This is a genomic window from Pseudomonas sp. DCB_BI, from assembly GCF_026240995.1.
Taxonomy (GTDB): Bacteria; Pseudomonadota; Gammaproteobacteria; order Pseudomonadales; family Pseudomonadaceae; genus Aquipseudomonas.
On sequence record NZ_JAPFCG010000011.1, the window covers coordinates 107,559 to 124,772 of the forward strand.

Genomic DNA, 17,214 nt, shown 5'->3' on the forward strand with positions numbered 1-17,214 from the left:
AGCCATGAACATGAGCACCAACAGCTACCTTGAGTACTACCTGTCGCTGCTGGCCTGGATCATCAACAACGGCATCTGGAACACCTTGGCGGACACCGGGCTGTTCGCCGCCCCTTTCGGTGCGATCATCCTCCAGGAATGGCTATCAGCTCGCCAACAGGGTGCCGACGAGGGCAATAAGGGCCTGCTGTCGATCCCTCGCGTAGAGAACCGGCTGTGGATGAGCTACGTGGTCATTCTGTTCGGCTGTATGCCGTTCTTCCCGTTGAGCCTTTCATCCGTGACTTTCGACGATGCCGCGAGCCAGCGCTGTGGGGTGTCCATGGCCAGGCCTGCCGACACGGCCTGGGGCACGACCTTCAATACCATCGGCGAGAAGTCAGCAAACGTGCCGGTGTGGTGGTTCCTCGTGCATGCCATGAGCAAAGGCATTACCGCCGCAGCGACCGCGTCGATTCCCTGCGCACCCGACATCCGGGCGATGCGCATGGAGATCGACAGCTCGCGGATCAACGACCAGGTACTGCTGCAGGAAGTCGCCGACTTCACCCGAGACTGCTACGGCTTTTCGCGCTCGCGGCTGTTCACCAATCGGCCCGAGCTGGACGAGTCGCAAAGCTACGATGCGTCCTGGATAGGCTCGACCTACCTGCTCAACACACCGGGCTACTACGATATTGATCGCTCGCGAATGCCCAGGGCCGATTGGCCGTACGACGAGACCCGAGACACCTCCCTGCCCAAACTCGACAGCGGCGCCGGCTACCCCACCTGCAAACAGTGGTGGAGCGACGGCACAATCGGACTGCGCGATCGCTTGGTGGCCGAGGTTGATCCATCGCTGCTCTCGCAGCTGCGGGGCTGGCTGACGGGGCACACTTCTACAGAAGTCGAAGACGCCACCTTACGCGAGCTGGTGAGTCCACGGCAGCAGTCTTTGAGCATGGCGCCTGGGCAAGTGTTCCAGGACTACGGCAGCAGCGCCCGTGGCGGTTCGCTGACGCAAGGGCTGAACAACCTGGCCACCAACACCGGCCTGGCCCTCGGCTCATTTAGTAATTTCCCGGCGATGAATGCGCTGCGCGCGGCATTGCCGATGGTCCAGGCCTTTCTGATCATGGGCACGATCATCAGTCTGCCGCTGGTGCTGCTGATCAGCACTTACCAGCTCAAGGCGCTCATGACGATCACGTTCGCACTGTTCACGCTGCACATGCTGACGTTCTGGTGGGAGCTCGCGCGCTGGATCGACTCGAGCATGCTGGAAACTCTGTACAACCAGGTATCGGTCACAGACCAGGCGCTGTTGTCATTGCCGACAGCAGGCCTCATGGACGGGACAGTTACCGCGCAGGTGATCGAGTACGTGATGGGTGCAATGTTCGTAGTGCTGCCGATGTTTTTCCTCGGCGTCATGAGTTGGGCGGGATACAACGTGGGCAGCGGTATGCAAACGCTCCTCACCCGGGGATCAGAAGGTGCTCAGGTACAAGCAGAAAAGGGATCTTCACAGATCATGTCCGGTGCCCGCAGACTCAAGTAACCAATCACCTGGGGGCCCCGTTATCGTCGTACATTTCTGGGAATCTAAGATGATGTCGAGGGTGGCTCATTTCATGGATCCGGGGCTCTCTCTCAGTACTGATTGGCAGCGCGGCAATGGTCCATAAAGCAAGCATCCCGAGCGCGAGAGATATCGCAACTGAAGCAACGACGAGCATCAGGATCAACTTAACTACCTGAAAGCCAATTTTGCGATATTTGAACGGCACGGCGGCCAAAACGCGGGAGTTCAAAACCGTGGATTCGAATCTGTTCACCACTCGACCAGCACCAACCGCAGCGCGAATAAGATGCTTGCCGATACCGGTGCTGCCAGAAGCCGAGGATGCTTGAGTCGACATTTGATTGCCTCCCTTACCTATAACCGCGCACGCGGTCCAGCCGCTACCGCTAATTTGGATCCAAGCTTTAGCTTACTCCTCTGTCGCTGAATTCCATGACCGTTGATCACTTAGACAACGCGGATTATCGCCGGTGGCGCTCAATGGATAGGGAACATTGCCTTCGCCGAAAAGCACCGTTGACGCAGTGCCGGTTCGCTTGGTAAATCAAGTGTGCAATCGCTGGTTTTCCAGCACCCCAGGTAGCCATAACCTTGGAGGCTACGTCACACATGTGATGGTTACCCCAAAATGCGATACGCGTTCGGCAGCTCGCATGGTCACCGTTCCCCGGTGATGAACGCTTTCTACTCCCCCGGGTTCACTGAACCTGCGTTTTCGTTGCACCCTACTCACATCCATTCCAGTGCTGGGAACTCTCCCACACGGGATGGCGTTCCTCCGCACCCTCTGGAGGATCTCATCATGCTGCGTTTCACAGGCACTGAACTTCACGCCGTGCTGGCCGAGGCCGGTATCAATGGTTGCAGATTGATACTGGTCAAGGACCACGGTGTTTACCTCATGTCCGAGATTGGCGAAAGCAAGCCGGATGGCGGTGGCCGCAAACGCGTGGCCTATGCCACTGGCTGCAACCCCAACGTCGACGACTTCGACACCTGGTGGAATCGCGCCCGCGATGAATTCGGCGGCGACGATTTTGCCGAGTACTTCGACATTGATGATCCTGTCCTCGCCAGCCTTCGCGGTACCGCAGGATCGCTGGTGGTGGAGGCCACGTCCACCCACCTGTACCTGGCCGCCGAGGTTGACCCCGCAGGCAAGTCTTGAACGCAGAAGCGAGCTCCACGCGTTCCCAGAGCGGCACCTTAACCGGCCTCTCTGGGCGCCTCTCGCATCCTTTTTCAGTCGGTTGAAGATCGCCGTTTGTCAGGAGTCCAAGGACGGAAGTCTTCGCTGGAACTCCCTGGATAGAGCCCTCCATATGAGGTGTAGATCGGAGATTGACCTCACGTCCAAGCGCGGTTTAATAGATGGACGCCCCCTGCTCAATGCCTTGTTCAGATTGAGCAAGTCCACGCACGAACCTCACATGAGGTGTCGCGGGATCAGCTACGCGGAGGTCCCAATGTCCAGGATGAAGCGCTTTTCCGATGCGGTGGTACTGAGCCCAGGTGTCTGGCAGCAGTTCATTGCACCTGCCACAGGCGAGGAACCGATTGGACAGTCAGCCATGCGCTTGGCAGACCTGCTCAACAGAGTACTGAACTCGGTACCGCGTACCTCACACTGCCCCATTGAGCTGCAACTCGACTACTCGCGGCGCAACGGCACTTCGGTATCTGCTCACTTGCCGCAGCTTCAACTGGCTCGCATCACGCCACACTGCGGCCCGGTTTTTCTGCTCATCAGGCTGCCCGGCGAAATCGTAGTCGATATCGCCGCCCTCTGACCCTGTCAACACCGCTACTGCCTCACTACCCCACCGGGAACCCTTCCCGGCTGGGCAGCGTTCCCCCTACACGCCCGGAGAACGCCATGTCCGATATCTACCTGGATGTCACCAACAAGATCGTCAGCGCCTTGAGCCAAGGCGTGATCCCCTGGATCAAACCCTGGACCACCACCGGTTCAAGTGCTGACTCCCCTTTTCCCATCAACGCCATCACCCGACGGCCCTACGCCGGCATCAACATTCCACTGCTGTGGGCCGAGGCGCGCCTGCGAGGTTTCACCCAGGATCGCTGGCTGACCTTCAACCAGGCACGCAAAGCTGGTGGCCATGTGCGCAAGGGCGAGCAATCCACCCTCGCGGTGCTGTACAAACCGATGAGCAAGGAGGCGCACGACGAAGACGGCCAGGTCGTTCGCGATGACCAGGGCAATATCAAAATGGTGCAGTTCGCCCTCTTGCGCACGCACTGCCTGTTCAACATCGAGCAGACCGAAGGCATGCCTGACGAGCAGCCAGTCCTTGATGAGCTCACCGAGCCGCCCGCCTTCATCGACCATGCCCCGGCCGAGCAGCTGCTGCTAGCCAGCGGCGCGCAGATCGAGCATTGCTATGGAGATAGCGCGTTCTATCAGCCGCTACGCGATCGCATCCAGCTGCCCACCAAGGCCCAGTTCGAAGACGTCGGCAGCTACTACGCGACGGCCCTGCATGAGCTGACTCACTGGTCGGGTCATCGATCGCGCCTGAACCGCGACGGCATCACCGGCGGGCACGCGTTCGGCTCCGCAGCCTATGCCTTCGAGGAGTTGGTCGCGGAAATGGGCGCAGCGTTTCTCTGCGCACTGACCGCCACCCAGGGAGAATTGCGCCACGAGGAGTACCTGGCCTCCTGGCTGAAGATCCTCAAGGAAGACAAGCGCGCGATCTTCCGCGCCAGTGGCCAAGCCCGTGAGGCCTCGGAATACCTATTGGCACTGCAGTCCGACCACGCCATAGAAGCGACTCAGCGACTCACGGCGTAATTTCCCTTAACCAGCAAAAAGGCCCCGATTTGGGGCCTTTGTTTTGCCTGCAGCGCCGTGGATCGGCCGCTGCAAATGCGCAGTCGATTACTGCAGCCAGCTCTCAACGGTATCCGAGCCGTGTTCCTGCTTCCACTGCTTGAGGATCTTGTGATTGCCACCCTTGGTTTCCACGACCTCGCCACTGTGCGGGTTCTTGTAGCGCTTAACTTCACGCGGCTTGCGCTGAGCTCCGCTCGACACGCTTGCGGCACCCACGCTCACGCCCTTGGACGGGTCCAGAATGGTGATCACCTGGCGCAGGCTCATGCCGTACTCTTCCAGCAAGGCTTTCAGCTTCTGTTCAAACTCGATCTCCTGCTTCAGGCCGGAATCGTTTTTCATCGCATCCAGCTGTTGAAGTTGCGCGGCCAGCTGCGCTTCCAGTGCTTTGAATTCAGCAAGTTTGGACATGAGAGATCTTTCCTAGGTATGAGACATGTGAATGCATAATAACTGAGACACACTCAATATCCGAGTATTAATTCCCAATCTAAGAGTCATTTAATGCGCATTAATTGCAAAACTCTGTGACAGATCAGTCAGCCAAGTTCTGACAGAGATGCGCCACCACTTCGCGAGGCGCCCCGCTGCTGCCAATCTTGAACAAGATGTCGCGCTGGCTGCGCGGCAACTTTTTCGCACAGCGCTTGGCGGCAGACCGAATGGCAGCATCTGTGCCATGAATTCGGTCCGCCAGCAACACGATCAATACAGCATCACTCAGCGTCATCAGCGCCCCAGCTCAGAAAAATGATGCCGGTCAGTCTACCCCCACTCGAAAGGGTCGGCTATGCCGATCGACCGGCTAATCCGATGCGCCACACTTCGGATTATCGCACTCGCGAAAAAGGCAAAGGCGGTAAAGGGTAATGGTGTCAATGGAAGGGGGCGCAAGGGTAAGAGACTTATCCGAAAAGGCAAAAGGACCTTTTGAACGCAAGGCAGGTACTGCGATGAGATGCTGGTGGTTCAAACCGCAAAAAGGCCTTCCCGAAGAAACCACCCCCGCCGTCGTGGGCTTTCATCAACCTCTAACGGCGGAATCACTGCTTGCTGCCAGCCACCGGAAAAGGCTACTCGAGCGCATCTGGCAATACACGGCCCTCTCCCCGCTACAGTTCGAACAACTCTACCTCGAACCGATTCATCGCTACGCCACCTATGTACAGCAACTACCGGCCAGTGAGAGCCATCACCATGCCTATCCAGGTGGCATGCTCGACCACGGTTTGGAACTGGTGGCGTGCAGCCTGAAGTTACGCCAGTCCTACTTACTCCCCAGTGGTGCCGCACCGGAAGACCAAGCTGCGCAGGCTGATGCCTGGAGCGCCGCCATTGCCTACGGCGCCCTGCTGCATGACGTTGGTAAAATTGCCGTCGATGTCCAGGTGGAGTACCAGAATGGTGAACGCTGGCACCCCTGGCACGGCCCCATGAACCAGCCTTACCGCTTCCGTTACAATACCGACCGGGACTACCAGCTACACGGTGCCGCCGCCGGGCTGCTGTATACGCAGATCTTGACGCCCGCGCTACTTGACTGGCTCAGCAGTTACCCTGAACTGTGGAAACAATTGCTCTCCTTGCTGGCCGACCACTACGAGCACGCCGGCACCCTCGGAGAGCTGGTCCTGCAAGCCGACCGGGTATCCACGGCACAGAACATCGGCGCCAACCCCACCAAAGCACTGCAGGCACCTAAACATTCGCTGCAGCATCACCTGCTGATGGGGCTACGCCACCTGGTCAAAAACGAGTTCAAGCTCAACCAGCCTGGGGCTGCCGGCTGGCTCACCGCGGATCATCTGTGGCTGGTCAGCAAAACCGCGACCGACAAACTGCGTGCCTACCTGCTGGCTCAATCGGTGGACGGTATTCCCTCCTCCAATATCGCCTTGTTCGATGAGCTGCAATCACATGGATTGGTGGATGCGACAGGTGAAGGGAAAGCGGTGTGGAGCGCCGCAGTCACAGACGGGGACTGGCAGTATCGTTTTACCTTTCTTCGCCTGCGGCCGGGCCTGATTTGGGCCGATGAGCCCCGGCCAGACTGCTTCAGCGGCAAGGTTGAGCCGTTAATCGACGGTTCCCTAACGACCGGTGAAACAAACGAACTATCTCCGGATCGGCATCCAGCGGCACCAAAAGTTAATCAACCCGTTGCCGTGCTGCGAGATCAGAAATTCGACTACCTCGACGATCTAATAGAAATGTTGCAAGTACCGGGCGAACACGAGAGTGGATCAGGCGCTGAAAAGACGCGATCCGCCACTGCTCCACCAGAGAATGCGGTGGGGTTGGCCTTTCTTGAGTGGCTGCGCCAAGGGGTTCACAGTCATCGCTTAGTGATCAACGACAGCAGGGCCAAGATTCACACAGTCAACGACACATTTTTTCTGGTTTCGCCAGGTATTTTCCAACGATATGCGGCCGAGCATCCAGAATTGGTCGGTAGAGATACCGAGAGTGATATCTGGCGCTGGGTCCAACGCCAGTTTGAGAAGTTGGAAGTTCATAAAAGACAGCCGAACGGCCAAAACATCTGGACCTGTGTGGTAAAAGGTCGACGCAAATCCGGATCACTCAATGGCTATCTGCTTCAGAACGGCATAAGCATTGCAAGTGCAATCCCAAATAATAATCCGCACTTGATATTATCGTCAGCCTAAAAAATAACACGCCAATTAAAAACAACACCTCAAAAACCAAACTCAGCATCGCAGAAGTGAGTGACAAATCACGAGAAAAACTAATCATGCATTTCCAAATGCACCAAGCGCGCGCCACATACGCCCAACCACAAACCAAACCACAATCGTTGCAAAAATCAGCAGACGTACGAGCCGTTACTATTACCTAACAACACATCCCTACCAACGGTGCACCTTATCCACGACTTGGCTCGCAAGATGGGCAGCGTAAACTTTTCGACAACGAGACCGACTTACTTATTGCCTCCTGATTGAAAGCACACTATATTAATAGCCGGTTACCACACCCAAGCACTGGCGATGGGGTGGCCGACTTGAGCCCAGTTAGTTTTCGCTCAAGACCAAAAGAAAAATTAGCCAACACTTGGGATATCATGGAAAAATTCATTTTTGAGGCGCTTTCAATAGAAAGGATGATCGCGCATACAATCTTCGCCAGAACCAAAGATGGCGTACTCGTTCCTCCACAGCTTTCCGAAGAGCTGATCCAGCTAGACGTCGACTCCAAAGATCTTCTTCAAGTACGAATCACTGATGCATTAGGCAGCAACTCTCACGGAATTGAGATAAATGCTGATAAAATTGATTCTTCGTCGTTCATGCAAAAATCGGCTGAAGCAATTCGAGCGAACGAAGCAAGATTTGTAGAGATTTCAAAAGTCATCGCAGCCGACCTCGCAGAGGCACAGACAAATCCCAAATGGCCCGGCGGCGTATTAATTGTGCTCACTGGTAAAGTCGGAAAGCACCAACACCCATTCCTCGCAGCAATCAAAGCAGAAACGGACAAGGGCTTCAATATTGTTGAAAAAAATGGATCAGTGAGCCTCACACTAATTAAAAAGATGCTACTTTCACAGACTCAGCGCCTCTATAAAATTGGTGTCAGCGTAGAAGTATCCTACGAACCTCCAATTGGGAGCCTGTACAAACTAGATAACTATAAGTTTTTCCTTTTTGACCATTTACTTACCAGCACAGAAACAAAAGCAGCTGCTGCTTATTTTTACAACGCGTTCCTAGGCATGAATATTTTGAAATCATCAAAATATCAGACCCGGAAGTTCTATGAAGAAACCAAGACCTATATCAACACACTACCCTTACCACAGCCAGAAAGAGTTGAGTTGATTGAGGCCTTGCGATCTGAGCTCAGAAGCAATAAGGGCACAATGTCTGTTTCTACATTCGCTGCAGAGCATATGCCAGTCGAGATAAAACCCGAGTATATCGCGGTGATGACTGCCAAAGGCCTTCCAGAAACAGCCATGGTCAAAGATCTTGCCTACATCAAGTCCAAGCTGCGGCGGCCTCGTCGTGTCGATTTTAGTACAGGAGTAAAAATCCAAGTACCCGCAGATTTAGATTTCCGAGATCATGTTCAAACACTGGGCCAAGAGAACGGCTACACTAACGTCAGAATTAAGGGCGCCGTGGAGAGCCAAGAGTAATGAAAATTGAGCAGTTTAAAGAACATCTTTCAGCTGCTCAACCCGGCCTCAAAGCTTGGGGAGAGCTCGTTAAAAAAAGTATAAAACGAATCTCAAAAGATCATGACATAAAGTTACAAATATTATCACTACGAGTGAAGGATATAGATTCCGCAATAGGGAAACTTGCGCGAAAGTCTTATACCAACCCGCTACAAGAAATGACCGACCTAGTCGGAGTCCGAGCAGTCTGCTTATTATCAGCCGATGTAGAAATACTCTGCCAGGCAATAACCGCAACATCCGGATGGGAAATTCAAAAATCAAGAGACACTTCAAAAGAATATGAAGAGGCGCCAGACAAATTTGGATATCAATCACATCACTTTGAGATTCGTCCAAAAACAGACTTAGAGCTGGGAGGATCTAAAATATCTAAAACAACTTGCTGCGAATTGCAAATCCGAACACTGATGCAGCATGCCTATGCAGAAGTTGTTCATGATAGTATTTATAAAAGCTCTTGGAAAGCCCCTACTCGTGCGGTAAGATTTGTTTCAAGCAGCGCAGCATTGATTGAAACGGCGGACCACTTATTCTGTGAAACCATGAACATACTTGAGTCAGAATCTAAAATCCGAGGTAGCCTTCTCGAAGAGCTAACGGATATTTACGACTCAACAATAACCACTTCAAAATTTAAGGATCAAAAGTTCAATATGTTGGTCCTTGATAATTTATCCGACGTCATCAACGAGGACACACTGGATAATGTCCGCCATTTGCTAGGTGATAGAGCATACATAACAGAAAGGATAAAATCTCGCTTAGACTCTAATATTTTTTGGTCTCAGCCGGTATCAATTCTCGCCTACCTCTTGGCCGTCGAGCAGCCTTTAGCACTCAAAGAACTTTGGCCATATGCTGAATCCGAAGAATCTCTCGAGATAATTTATAGCGATCTAGGCAAAAAGTACCACAACTAGGGATTTTGCAGATCAGGCCTAAAATGACAACACCACCCACAAAGCAGTCATGTTTCGACTTCTAAGCAATCAGAAATACATCATTTAACACCACAACCCTAAAATAATGATTCAATACACTTCACATAACAAGACGCCACCCAAAGGTTCAAGCCTTGCACTCAATTTAACTCAAGACTTGTCCACAAGCACAGATGCGAGGGAGGCGTGAGAAAAGCCGAAGACCTTAATGCTGCATGAACAAAAGGGACCAGCCTAACTTAACGCAAGCATCAATAGCATATACTGCACGCCCCACTTAGCTCTAATTATTAGCCCGAACGCAGCATCTACCGCTTCGTACTTAAATGCGCCCTGAGCTTAAAGCCATCAATCTTTTCATAGCCTGCATATGCCATTTCATTGTACAGATTAAAAGGAACCTCCGAGTGATCTCCAAACACTTCAAGATCCATGTGCTTAAGTAAAGAAAAGCGCTCTACATAATACTTAAGGCCGTGACCCTGGACAGATAAGCAATTTAAGAAAATCACTCGCAATTCGCTCGGGCTCAATTGAGCTCGAAGCATGTTCGCATATTTCCTTTGAGAGATATAATTATCAATCCACGCCCTTAAATTTGCCCTAGAGCTTGGCTTTGAAACTCGCAATGCATCCATCCCAAAACCATCTACATGCTTCATTATCTGATAGAGATTTCTGCAATAATGAGCAAGCCTACTACTATAGTACTTTTGCATATTCGCACTATTAGTATCAAACCGCTGTTCGTAGCGAGCGACTGTCAATCCTGAATATGGCTGTGGAAAATACATTTCCGCAAGCTTATCAAAAGCCAATACACCATGATAAATATTGCTTGCCTCCCTGCCATCCACACCGTACTCACTCACACTTACTTGCAAGTCATTAACCAGCCTAGAGTGAACATCCAACAGCCTGAAGAAAACCGACTCAAAATTTTGCCTTTCGAATATCTGGCTTTGCTGAACTTGGATTCTATGATTTTCCTTAGCATCGTCTCTTGCAAGAGCCAATTCTTTACTTTGAACTCTTAGGCTATATATAACCGCTACTAGCGCTGCAAAACTTAATAATGGATTGAGCACTCCACCAACAAAATCTCCGATCTGCCCCCAATGCGCTGCAGTACCGGCATTTTTAACGTCAAACCAAGGAAGATCTATGCCATACTGAAAGTGCACGATTACGGCGCCAGTCACGAATAGAATAGGAACTACGGCTATCAGCGCAAGCAGATAGACTCCATTATCCCGCACCAAAGCTATCTTTGATAGCCAGTACATCTTGATCCGCTGAAGCTCAAAATTTGAAAGTACTTCCCAAAGATCCTCTAGATTCCCCGAATGAAGATCTTTCCGTTCTTCTTTTTTGTTAAAGCCCATACTGGTACAGCCCCAACTGCCGCGATTAAGATATAAAATGCGTTTCAGACCCGATAACTTCCATGCAGAGCATGCTCAACAGCAATCAAAAACATCTCCGTGACACCTTCGCACCATACATAGCCAGAGCCTTTTTTTGGCAACCCGCAAGCAAGGAAGCGAGCATGGACGAACCAGCCACAGATATCAAGTGGCCATCATGTTATAGTTAACCGATGCGAGCGCAACAGTACTTAATCGAAGACTCGCAGCCGTTGTGCACGATGGATTCGTGCATGAATGAAAGTCAAGAATGAAGTCAATTTGACTCGATAGACTCTCTTGTAGAAAATTTGCGTGTCACTAAACAGCAGATCTCGGAATTCAGGTGACCTGCTCCCAAGCTTCTAGGTGCACGCTTTATCACTCGATCATGACTTACTGTGCAACTCATGGTTTGCGCCACTTCAGCGAGACCGCTGAGCGTGTCGTGCATTTTGATTATCCAATTCAGGGTGTTTGGCCTTACCGTTGATCGGCTCGCCCTACGCCAAGGCGCGGAAGGCCGACACATAACTACGGTCGAGGTCAAAATAGCCGCGTGAGCACCGATGGTGAGCGCAACCTTTTGAGTATGCGTGTTTGGCTGTCAGGAACCGAACCATTTCGGGCGGATCTGCATTCAAAACCGCATGCGGCGTGGCCTACGCGGGGTAATGCCTTTCAAGTCTGATGAAAGCGAGGCATCGATTCAGAACGAGCTAGCAACGCCCAGCGCTCACGCATCCTCTTCTGGTTTCTAGTGCTGCGTGATTTTTCTGCGAAACCAAACATGACTGACTAGTAAGCTAAGCAAGAGAAATACTCAAATCTCTCAAGCACAGCCCAGCATACCAGCCGGGGCTTTGGGTCAGCATGTGCACCACTATCCGCACAGCACCATAGAAAGCCGACCTGAAAATGGGGGACCAAATGGGGGACCAAAAACGACCAGGCACAAAAAAACCCTGAAAAATCAGGGCTTTAATGAGGATTAGTGGCGGAAGCGTAGAGATTCGACCACATATCCGGGAACACTCCACCCGAAAAATTATACAAAAGCCGCTTCCGCGGCACTTATCACAATCAGTCCGCCTATCTGCTCGACTGGCCGATAATGACCTCCGCAGAGAAACGCAGGCGATTTCTCGGGTGGGGGGATAAGTAGGGGTATTTTTCCGATCAGTGAAATTTCTGATGCTCATAAAAAAATCCAGTCACCGCTAAGTGACTGGATTTTTTGGAGTTATTTGGTCGGGACGGAGTGATTCGAACACTCGACCCCTTGCACCCCATGCAAGTGCGCTACCGGGCTGCGCTACGCCCCGACTGGGCTTGAAGCATGTTCTCAATCTTGCCGAGAACGTTGAAGAATTTACCCTAACCCTCTGATAAATGGAAGCTTTTTCTCAAAAAAATTTCCATTCATCAGAAACCCGGTTTACTTCTTCAAAACCACCAACACATCCTCCAATTCAACAATCATCTGCCGAATCAGCTGCTTGTACTGGCTAGATTCATCTTTAGCCTCATCACTGGAGAGCCGTAACCGCGCCCCGCCAATGGTAAACCCCTGCTCATAAAGCAGCGCACGAATCTGGCGGATCATCAGCACATCCTGCCGCTGATAATACCGCCGGTTCCCCCGCCGCTTCACAGGGTTCAGCTGGTCGAACTCCTGCTCCCAATACCGCAGCACGTGTGGCTTTACGGCACACAACTCGCTCACTTCACCAATGGTGAAGTAGCGTTTGCCCGGTATGGGGGGCAGTTCGTCGTTATGGCTTGGTTCCAGCATAGGCCTCAACCCGGGCCTTCAACTTCTGCCCTGGACGAAAGGTGACGACGCGCCGTGCGGTGATCGGGATCTCTTCCCCTGTTTTGGGGTTGCGGCCCGGCCGCTGGCGTTTGTCGCGAAGGTCGAAGTTGCCGAAACCGGACAGCTTGACCTGCTCGTTCTCTTCAAGTGCGTGCCGAATTTCTTCAAAAAACAGCTCGACCAGCTCCTTGGCCTCACGCTTGTTAAGCCCCAGCTCCTCGTACAGCCTTTCGGCCATCTCAGCTTTCGTCAGAGCACCCATGCCGTTATTTCCTTAACGTGGTGTTCAACCTTTGTTCGAGCGAGGTGAGGATGTTTTGCAGGGTAGTGTTCACCTCATCGTCGTTAAGAGTGCGCGATGGATGCTGCCAGGTCAAGCCAACGGCAAGGCTTTTTCTATCAGGATCAATGCCTTTACCTTGGTACACATCAAACAGCCTGAGGTCTGTGAGCCATTCGCCTGCATTGTCACGAATTAATTCAAGCACCGCGCTAGAAGCGACGTCACGTCCTGCGATCAAAGCCAGGTCGCGGCGGGTTTCCGGGAACTTGGACAGTTCGCTGAATTTCGGCAGGCGGCCTTCGACCACGTCACCCAGCACCAGCTCGAACAGGAACACAGGGCGGTCCAGGCCCAGGGCCTTGGCCAGCTCTGGGTGGATGGCGCCGAGGTAGCCGACCAGTTTGCCGTCGCGCTCGATGGCGGCGGTCTGGCCTGGGTGCAGGGCTGGGTGTTTGCCGGCGCTGAAGGTGAAGTCGCTCAGGGCGCCGGAGTAACCCAGCAGGGCTTCGACGTCGGCTTTGACGTCGAAGAAGTCGACGCCGTCGCGGCCGTTGGCCCAGCCTTCTGGCAGGCGGCTGCCGGTGATGACGCCGGCAATCATTGGCTGCTGCTGCAGGTCACCCAGTTGGCCGACAAAGCGCAGGCCGCTTTCGAACAGGCGCACGCGGTCTTGCTGGCGATTCAGGTTGTGCTGCAGTGCCTTGACCAGGCCCGGCCACAGCGAGGCGCGCATGGCGGCCATGTCGCTGGAGATGGGGTTGGCCAGCAGCAGCGGCTCTACGCCAGGGCTGAACAGTTCGAACAGTTTCGGATCGATGAAGCTGTAGGTGATGGCTTCCTGGTAGCCGCGGGCAACCAGCAGGCGGCGCAGGGTCGGCAGGTCACCGCGGGTTTCCGGCTTGCCCTGTGGGGCCAGGCGGGCTTGCGGGTAACGAACCGGCAGGTTGTTGTAGCCGTACAGGCGGGCCAGCTCTTCGATCAGGTCCACTTCCAGGCTGATGTCGAAACGGTGGCTTGGAACGGTGACGGTCCACTGCCCTTCTGCACTTTTTACCGTGGTCAGTTCCAGGGCGTTGAGCAGTTGCTCGACCTGAGCTGGGTCCATTTCCATGCCGAGCATCTGGGTGATGCGTTCGGCGCGCAGGGTGACCGGAGCTACTTGCGGCAGGTGCTGTTGGCTGACGGCTTCGACGATCGGGCCGGCTTCGCCGCCAACGGTGTCCAGCAGCAGCTGGGTGGCACGCTCCATGGCTTCGCGGGCCAGTTGCGAGTCGACGCCGCGCTCGTAACGGTGCGAGGCATCGGTGTGCAGGCCGTAGGAACGGGCTTTACCGGCGACGGAAATCGGCTCGAAGAAGGCGCTTTCCAGGAACAGGTCGCGGGTTTTTTCGGTGTTCACACCGCTGTGCTCGCCACCCATGACGCCGGCGATGGCCAGGGCGCGGGTGTGGTCGGCGATGACCAGGGTGTCGGCGCGCAGGGCCACTTCCTGGCCGTCGAGCAGGACGAGTTTTTCACCCTCTTCGGCCATGCGTACGCGAATGCCGCCGTTGATTTCTGCCAGGTCGAAGGCGTGCATCGGCTGGCCGAGTTCGAGCATCACGTAGTTGGTGATGTCGACGGCGGCGTCGATGCTGCGAACATCGCTGCGGCGCAGGCGCTCGACCATCCACAGTGGGGTTGGCTTGCTCAGGTCGACGTTACGGATAACGCGGCCGAGGTAGCGCGGGCAGGCAGCCGGGGCGCTGACTTCAACCGGGCGTACTTCGTCGTGGGCAGCGGCTACGGCCGGCACTACCGGGCGAGTGACCGGGGTGTCGTACAGGGCGCTGACGTCGCGGGCCAGGCCGGCGATGGACAGACAGTCACCGCGGTTCGGCGTGAGGCCGATTTCGATGCTGGCGTCATCCAGGCTCAGGTAGGTACGAATGTTTTCGCCGACCGGGGCGTCGGCTGCCAGTTCCAGCAGGCCGTCGTTCTCTTCGCTGATTTCCAGCTCGGCTGCCGAGCACAGCATGCCAAAGGACTCGACGCCGCGCAGCTTGGCCTTCTTGATCTTGAAGTCGCCCGACAGCTCGGCGCCGATCATGGCGAACGGCACCTTGATGCCTGGGCGGGCGTTAGGGGCGCCGCACACGACCTGGAAGGTTTCCTGGCCGTTGGTCACCTGGCACACGCGCAGCTTGTCGGCGTCCGGGTGTTGTTCGGTGGCGAGGATCTCGCCCACCACGATGCCGCTGAACTGGCCGGCAGCGGGGGTAACGCTGTCGACTTCGAGGCCGGCCATGGACAGGCGGGCGACCAGTTCGTCACGAGAGACTTGCGGGTTTACCCAACCGCGCAGCCACTGTTCACTGAATTTCATGCTGTTCTCCTGAAAGTTGCGTCGGGCATTGACCTAGCGGAATTGCGCGAGGAAGCGCAGGTCGTTGTCGAAGAACAGACGCAAATCGTTGACGCCATAGCGCAGCATGGCCAGGCGCTCGGCACCCATGCCGAAGGCGAAGCCCTGGAACTCTTCAGGGTCAATGCCGGACATGCGCAGCACGTTCGGGTGCACCATGCCGCAGCCCATCACCTCCAGCCAGCCGGTCTGCTTGCACACGCGGCAGCCTTTGCCGGAACACATCACACACTGGATGTCGACTTCAGCGGACGGCTCTGTGAAGGGGAAGAACGATGGGCGGAAACGCACCGCCAGTTCTTTTTCGAAGAACACGCGCAGGAATTCTTCGATGGTGCCCTTGAGGTCGGCGAAGTTGATATCGCGATCGATCAGCAGGCCTTCGACCTGGTGGAACATCGGCGAGTGGGTGATATCCGAGTCGCAACGGTACACGCGGCCTGGGCAGACAATCCGAATGGGCGGCTGGGTGGACTCCATGGTCCGCACCTGCACCGGCGAGGTGTGGGTACGCAGCAGCATGTTGGCATTGAAATAGAAGGTATCGTGCATCGCCCGGGCCGGGTGGTGGCCGGGGATGTTGAGCGCTTCGAAGTTGTGGTAGTCGTCTTCCACCTCTGGGCCTTCGGCAATGCCATAGCCAATGTGGGTGAAGAACTGCTCGATGCGCTCGAGGGTACGGGTGATCGGGTGCAGGCCACCGGTGGCCTGGCCGCGGCCTGGCAGGGTGACGTCAATGCATTCGGCAGCCAGGCGAGCGCTGAGCTCGGCCTCTTCAAAGGCGGCCTTGCGGGCATTGAGCACAACGGTAACGCGCTCTTTGGCGTCGTTGATCAGCGCGCCGACTTTCGGCCGCTCTTCGGCTGGCAGGTTGCCCAGGGTCTTCATCACCTGGGTCAGCTCGCCCTTCTTGCCGAGATAATTAACCCGGATCTGTTCCAGGGCATTGATGTCTTCAGCGCGCTCCACGGCCTCTAGGGCTTGGGAGACCAGCGCATCCAGGTTTTCCATGTACAGACTCCAGATACGAAAATAGGGGAAGAGCTTTGAAGGCTCTTCCCCTATCGATGACGTTCAATGCCCGACGGCGCTAGCACCGCCGGGTGATTGTCGCGGGTACTTAAGCCAGAACGGCTTTAGCTTTCTCGACAATCGCAGCAAACGCCGCTTTTTCGTTCACTGCCAGATCGGCCAGAACCTTACGGTCGATTTCGATCGAAGCCTTTTTCAGGCCAGCAATCAGACGGCTGTAGGACAGACCGTTGGTGCGGGCACCGGCGTTGATACGAGCGATCCACAGTGCGCGGAACTGACGCTTTTTCTGACGACGGTCACGGTAGGCATATTGACCAGCCTTGATGACAGCCTGCTTGGCAACGCGGAATACGCGCGAGCGTGCACCGTAGTAGCCTTTAGCCAGTTTCAGAATTTTCTTGTGACGCTTACGAGCGATGACGCCACGCTTAACACGAGCCATGAGTAACTTCCTCTATCTAAACCAGAATTAACGTACGCGCAGCATGCGCTCGACTTTTGCCACGTCAGACGGGTGCAGCAGGCTGGCACCGCGCAGTTGACGCTTACGCTTGGTCGACATTTTGGTCAGGATGTGGCTCTTGAAAGCGTGCTTGTGCTTGAAGCCGGAAGCGGTCTTCAGGAAGCGCTTCGCAGCACCGCTCTTGGTTTTCATTTTTGGCATGTTGGAACTCCGCATTCGATAAAAATTACACAAT

General features: G+C 54.6%; 17 protein-coding genes and 1 tRNA gene. 7 read left to right on the top strand and 11 right to left on the bottom strand.

The window, feature by feature from the left end:
• Positions 1 to 4: 4 nt before the first annotated feature.
• On the top strand, positions 5 to 1,543 hold the full coding sequence (locus OO258_RS13885) for a conjugal transfer protein TraG N-terminal domain-containing protein (protein WP_103469196.1): 1,539 nt from the start codon (positions 5 to 7) through the stop codon (positions 1,541 to 1,543).
• A 4-nt stretch (positions 1,544 to 1,547) separates the two neighbouring features.
• Here the strand turns inward: OO258_RS13885 and OO258_RS13890 are convergent, their stop codons facing one another.
• Positions 1,548 to 1,904, bottom strand: coding sequence for a GNAT family N-acetyltransferase (locus OO258_RS13890; protein WP_103469197.1), 357 nt, complete (start codon positions 1,902 to 1,904; stop codon positions 1,548 to 1,550).
• A gap of 465 nt (positions 1,905 to 2,369) precedes the next feature.
• Here OO258_RS13890 and OO258_RS13895 point away from each other — a divergent pair, with 465 nt between their 5' ends.
• From OO258_RS13895 to OO258_RS13905, 3 genes are all read left to right on the top strand, one after another.
• Complete coding sequence (locus tag OO258_RS13895; protein WP_019099029.1) at positions 2,370 to 2,735, top strand: DUF3085 domain-containing protein; 366 nt, start codon at positions 2,370 to 2,372, stop codon at positions 2,733 to 2,735.
• A gap of 298 nt (positions 2,736 to 3,033) precedes the next feature.
• Positions 3,034 to 3,357 carry a hypothetical protein gene (locus tag OO258_RS13900; RefSeq protein ID WP_232099723.1) on the top strand — a complete coding sequence of 108 codons (324 nt, stop codon included), beginning with the start codon at positions 3,034 to 3,036 and terminating at the stop codon, positions 3,355 to 3,357.
• 86 nt (positions 3,358 to 3,443) lie between these two features.
• Entirely contained in the window at positions 3,444 to 4,382 is a 939-nt protein-coding gene (locus tag OO258_RS13905) for an ArdC family protein (RefSeq protein ID WP_103469198.1), read from the top strand.
• An 87-nt stretch (positions 4,383 to 4,469) separates the two neighbouring features.
• Here OO258_RS13905 and OO258_RS13910 read toward each other — a convergent pair whose 3' ends face one another.
• Both OO258_RS13910 and OO258_RS13915 read right to left on the bottom strand, forming a co-directional pair.
• A complete protein-coding gene (locus OO258_RS13910; RefSeq protein WP_103469199.1) occupies positions 4,470 to 4,835 on the bottom strand; it encodes a histone-like nucleoid-structuring protein, MvaT/MvaU family in 366 nt (121 codons plus the stop codon).
• Between the two features lie 124 nt (positions 4,836 to 4,959).
• Entirely contained in the window at positions 4,960 to 5,154 is a 195-nt protein-coding gene (locus OO258_RS13915) for a hypothetical protein (protein ID WP_103469200.1), read from the bottom strand.
• Between the two features lie 223 nt (positions 5,155 to 5,377).
• Here OO258_RS13915 and mobH point away from each other — a divergent pair, with 223 nt between their 5' ends.
• The 3 genes from mobH to OO258_RS13930 all read left to right on the top strand — a co-directional run bounded on the left by mobH (position 5,378) and on the right by OO258_RS13930 (position 9,551).
• The gene (gene mobH / locus OO258_RS13920) at positions 5,378 to 7,093 is read left to right on the top strand and encodes a MobH family relaxase (RefSeq protein WP_103469201.1); all 1,716 of its coding nucleotides are present in this window, start codon (positions 5,378 to 5,380) and stop codon (positions 7,091 to 7,093) included.
• A gap of 347 nt (positions 7,094 to 7,440) precedes the next feature.
• Positions 7,441 to 8,586 (top strand): nucleoid-associated protein, encoded by a 1,146-nt coding sequence (locus tag OO258_RS13925; RefSeq protein ID WP_146050474.1) that lies wholly within the window; start codon positions 7,441 to 7,443, stop codon positions 8,584 to 8,586.
• Entirely contained in the window at positions 8,586 to 9,551 is a 966-nt protein-coding gene (locus OO258_RS13930) for a GTP pyrophosphokinase (protein WP_103469203.1), read from the top strand. The genes OO258_RS13925 and OO258_RS13930 overlap by 1 nt, the downstream gene beginning before the upstream one ends.
• Positions 9,552 to 9,880: 329 nt before the next feature.
• Here OO258_RS13930 and OO258_RS13935 read toward each other — a convergent pair whose 3' ends face one another.
• The 8 genes from OO258_RS13935 to rpmI all read right to left on the bottom strand — a co-directional run bounded on the left by OO258_RS13935 (position 9,881) and on the right by rpmI (position 17,180).
• Positions 9,881 to 10,957, bottom strand: coding sequence for a putative phage abortive infection protein (locus OO258_RS13935; protein WP_103469204.1), 1,077 nt, complete (start codon positions 10,955 to 10,957; stop codon positions 9,881 to 9,883).
• A gap of 1,269 nt (positions 10,958 to 12,226) precedes the next feature.
• Positions 12,227 to 12,303, bottom strand: a tRNA-Pro gene (locus tag OO258_RS13940).
• 113 nt (positions 12,304 to 12,416) lie between these two features.
• A complete protein-coding gene (locus OO258_RS13945) occupies positions 12,417 to 12,773 on the bottom strand; it encodes a MerR family transcriptional regulator (protein WP_044046958.1) in 357 nt (118 codons plus the stop codon).
• Positions 12,754 to 13,056 carry an integration host factor subunit alpha gene (gene ihfA, locus OO258_RS13950; protein WP_003250679.1) on the bottom strand — a complete coding sequence of 101 codons (303 nt, stop codon included), beginning with the start codon at positions 13,054 to 13,056 and terminating at the stop codon, positions 12,754 to 12,756. The genes OO258_RS13945 and ihfA overlap by 20 nt, the downstream gene beginning before the upstream one ends.
• A gap of 4 nt (positions 13,057 to 13,060) precedes the next feature.
• Positions 13,061 to 15,442 carry a phenylalanine--tRNA ligase subunit beta gene (gene pheT, locus OO258_RS13955; protein ID WP_266031006.1) on the bottom strand — a complete coding sequence of 794 codons (2,382 nt, stop codon included), beginning with the start codon at positions 15,440 to 15,442 and terminating at the stop codon, positions 13,061 to 13,063.
• Positions 15,443 to 15,475: 33 nt separating this feature from the next.
• On the bottom strand, positions 15,476 to 16,492 hold the full coding sequence (gene pheS / locus OO258_RS13960) for a phenylalanine--tRNA ligase subunit alpha (RefSeq protein ID WP_110743936.1): 1,017 nt from the start codon (positions 16,490 to 16,492) through the stop codon (positions 15,476 to 15,478).
• Positions 16,493 to 16,601: 109 nt separating this feature from the next.
• Positions 16,602 to 16,958, bottom strand: coding sequence for a 50S ribosomal protein L20 (gene rplT, locus OO258_RS13965; RefSeq protein WP_003250671.1), 357 nt, complete (start codon positions 16,956 to 16,958; stop codon positions 16,602 to 16,604).
• A gap of 27 nt (positions 16,959 to 16,985) precedes the next feature.
• Positions 16,986 to 17,180, bottom strand: a complete 195-nt coding sequence (gene rpmI, locus OO258_RS13970; RefSeq protein WP_003250667.1) for a 50S ribosomal protein L35 — start codon at positions 17,178 to 17,180, stop codon at positions 16,986 to 16,988.
• Positions 17,181 to 17,214 lie beyond the last annotated feature (34 nt).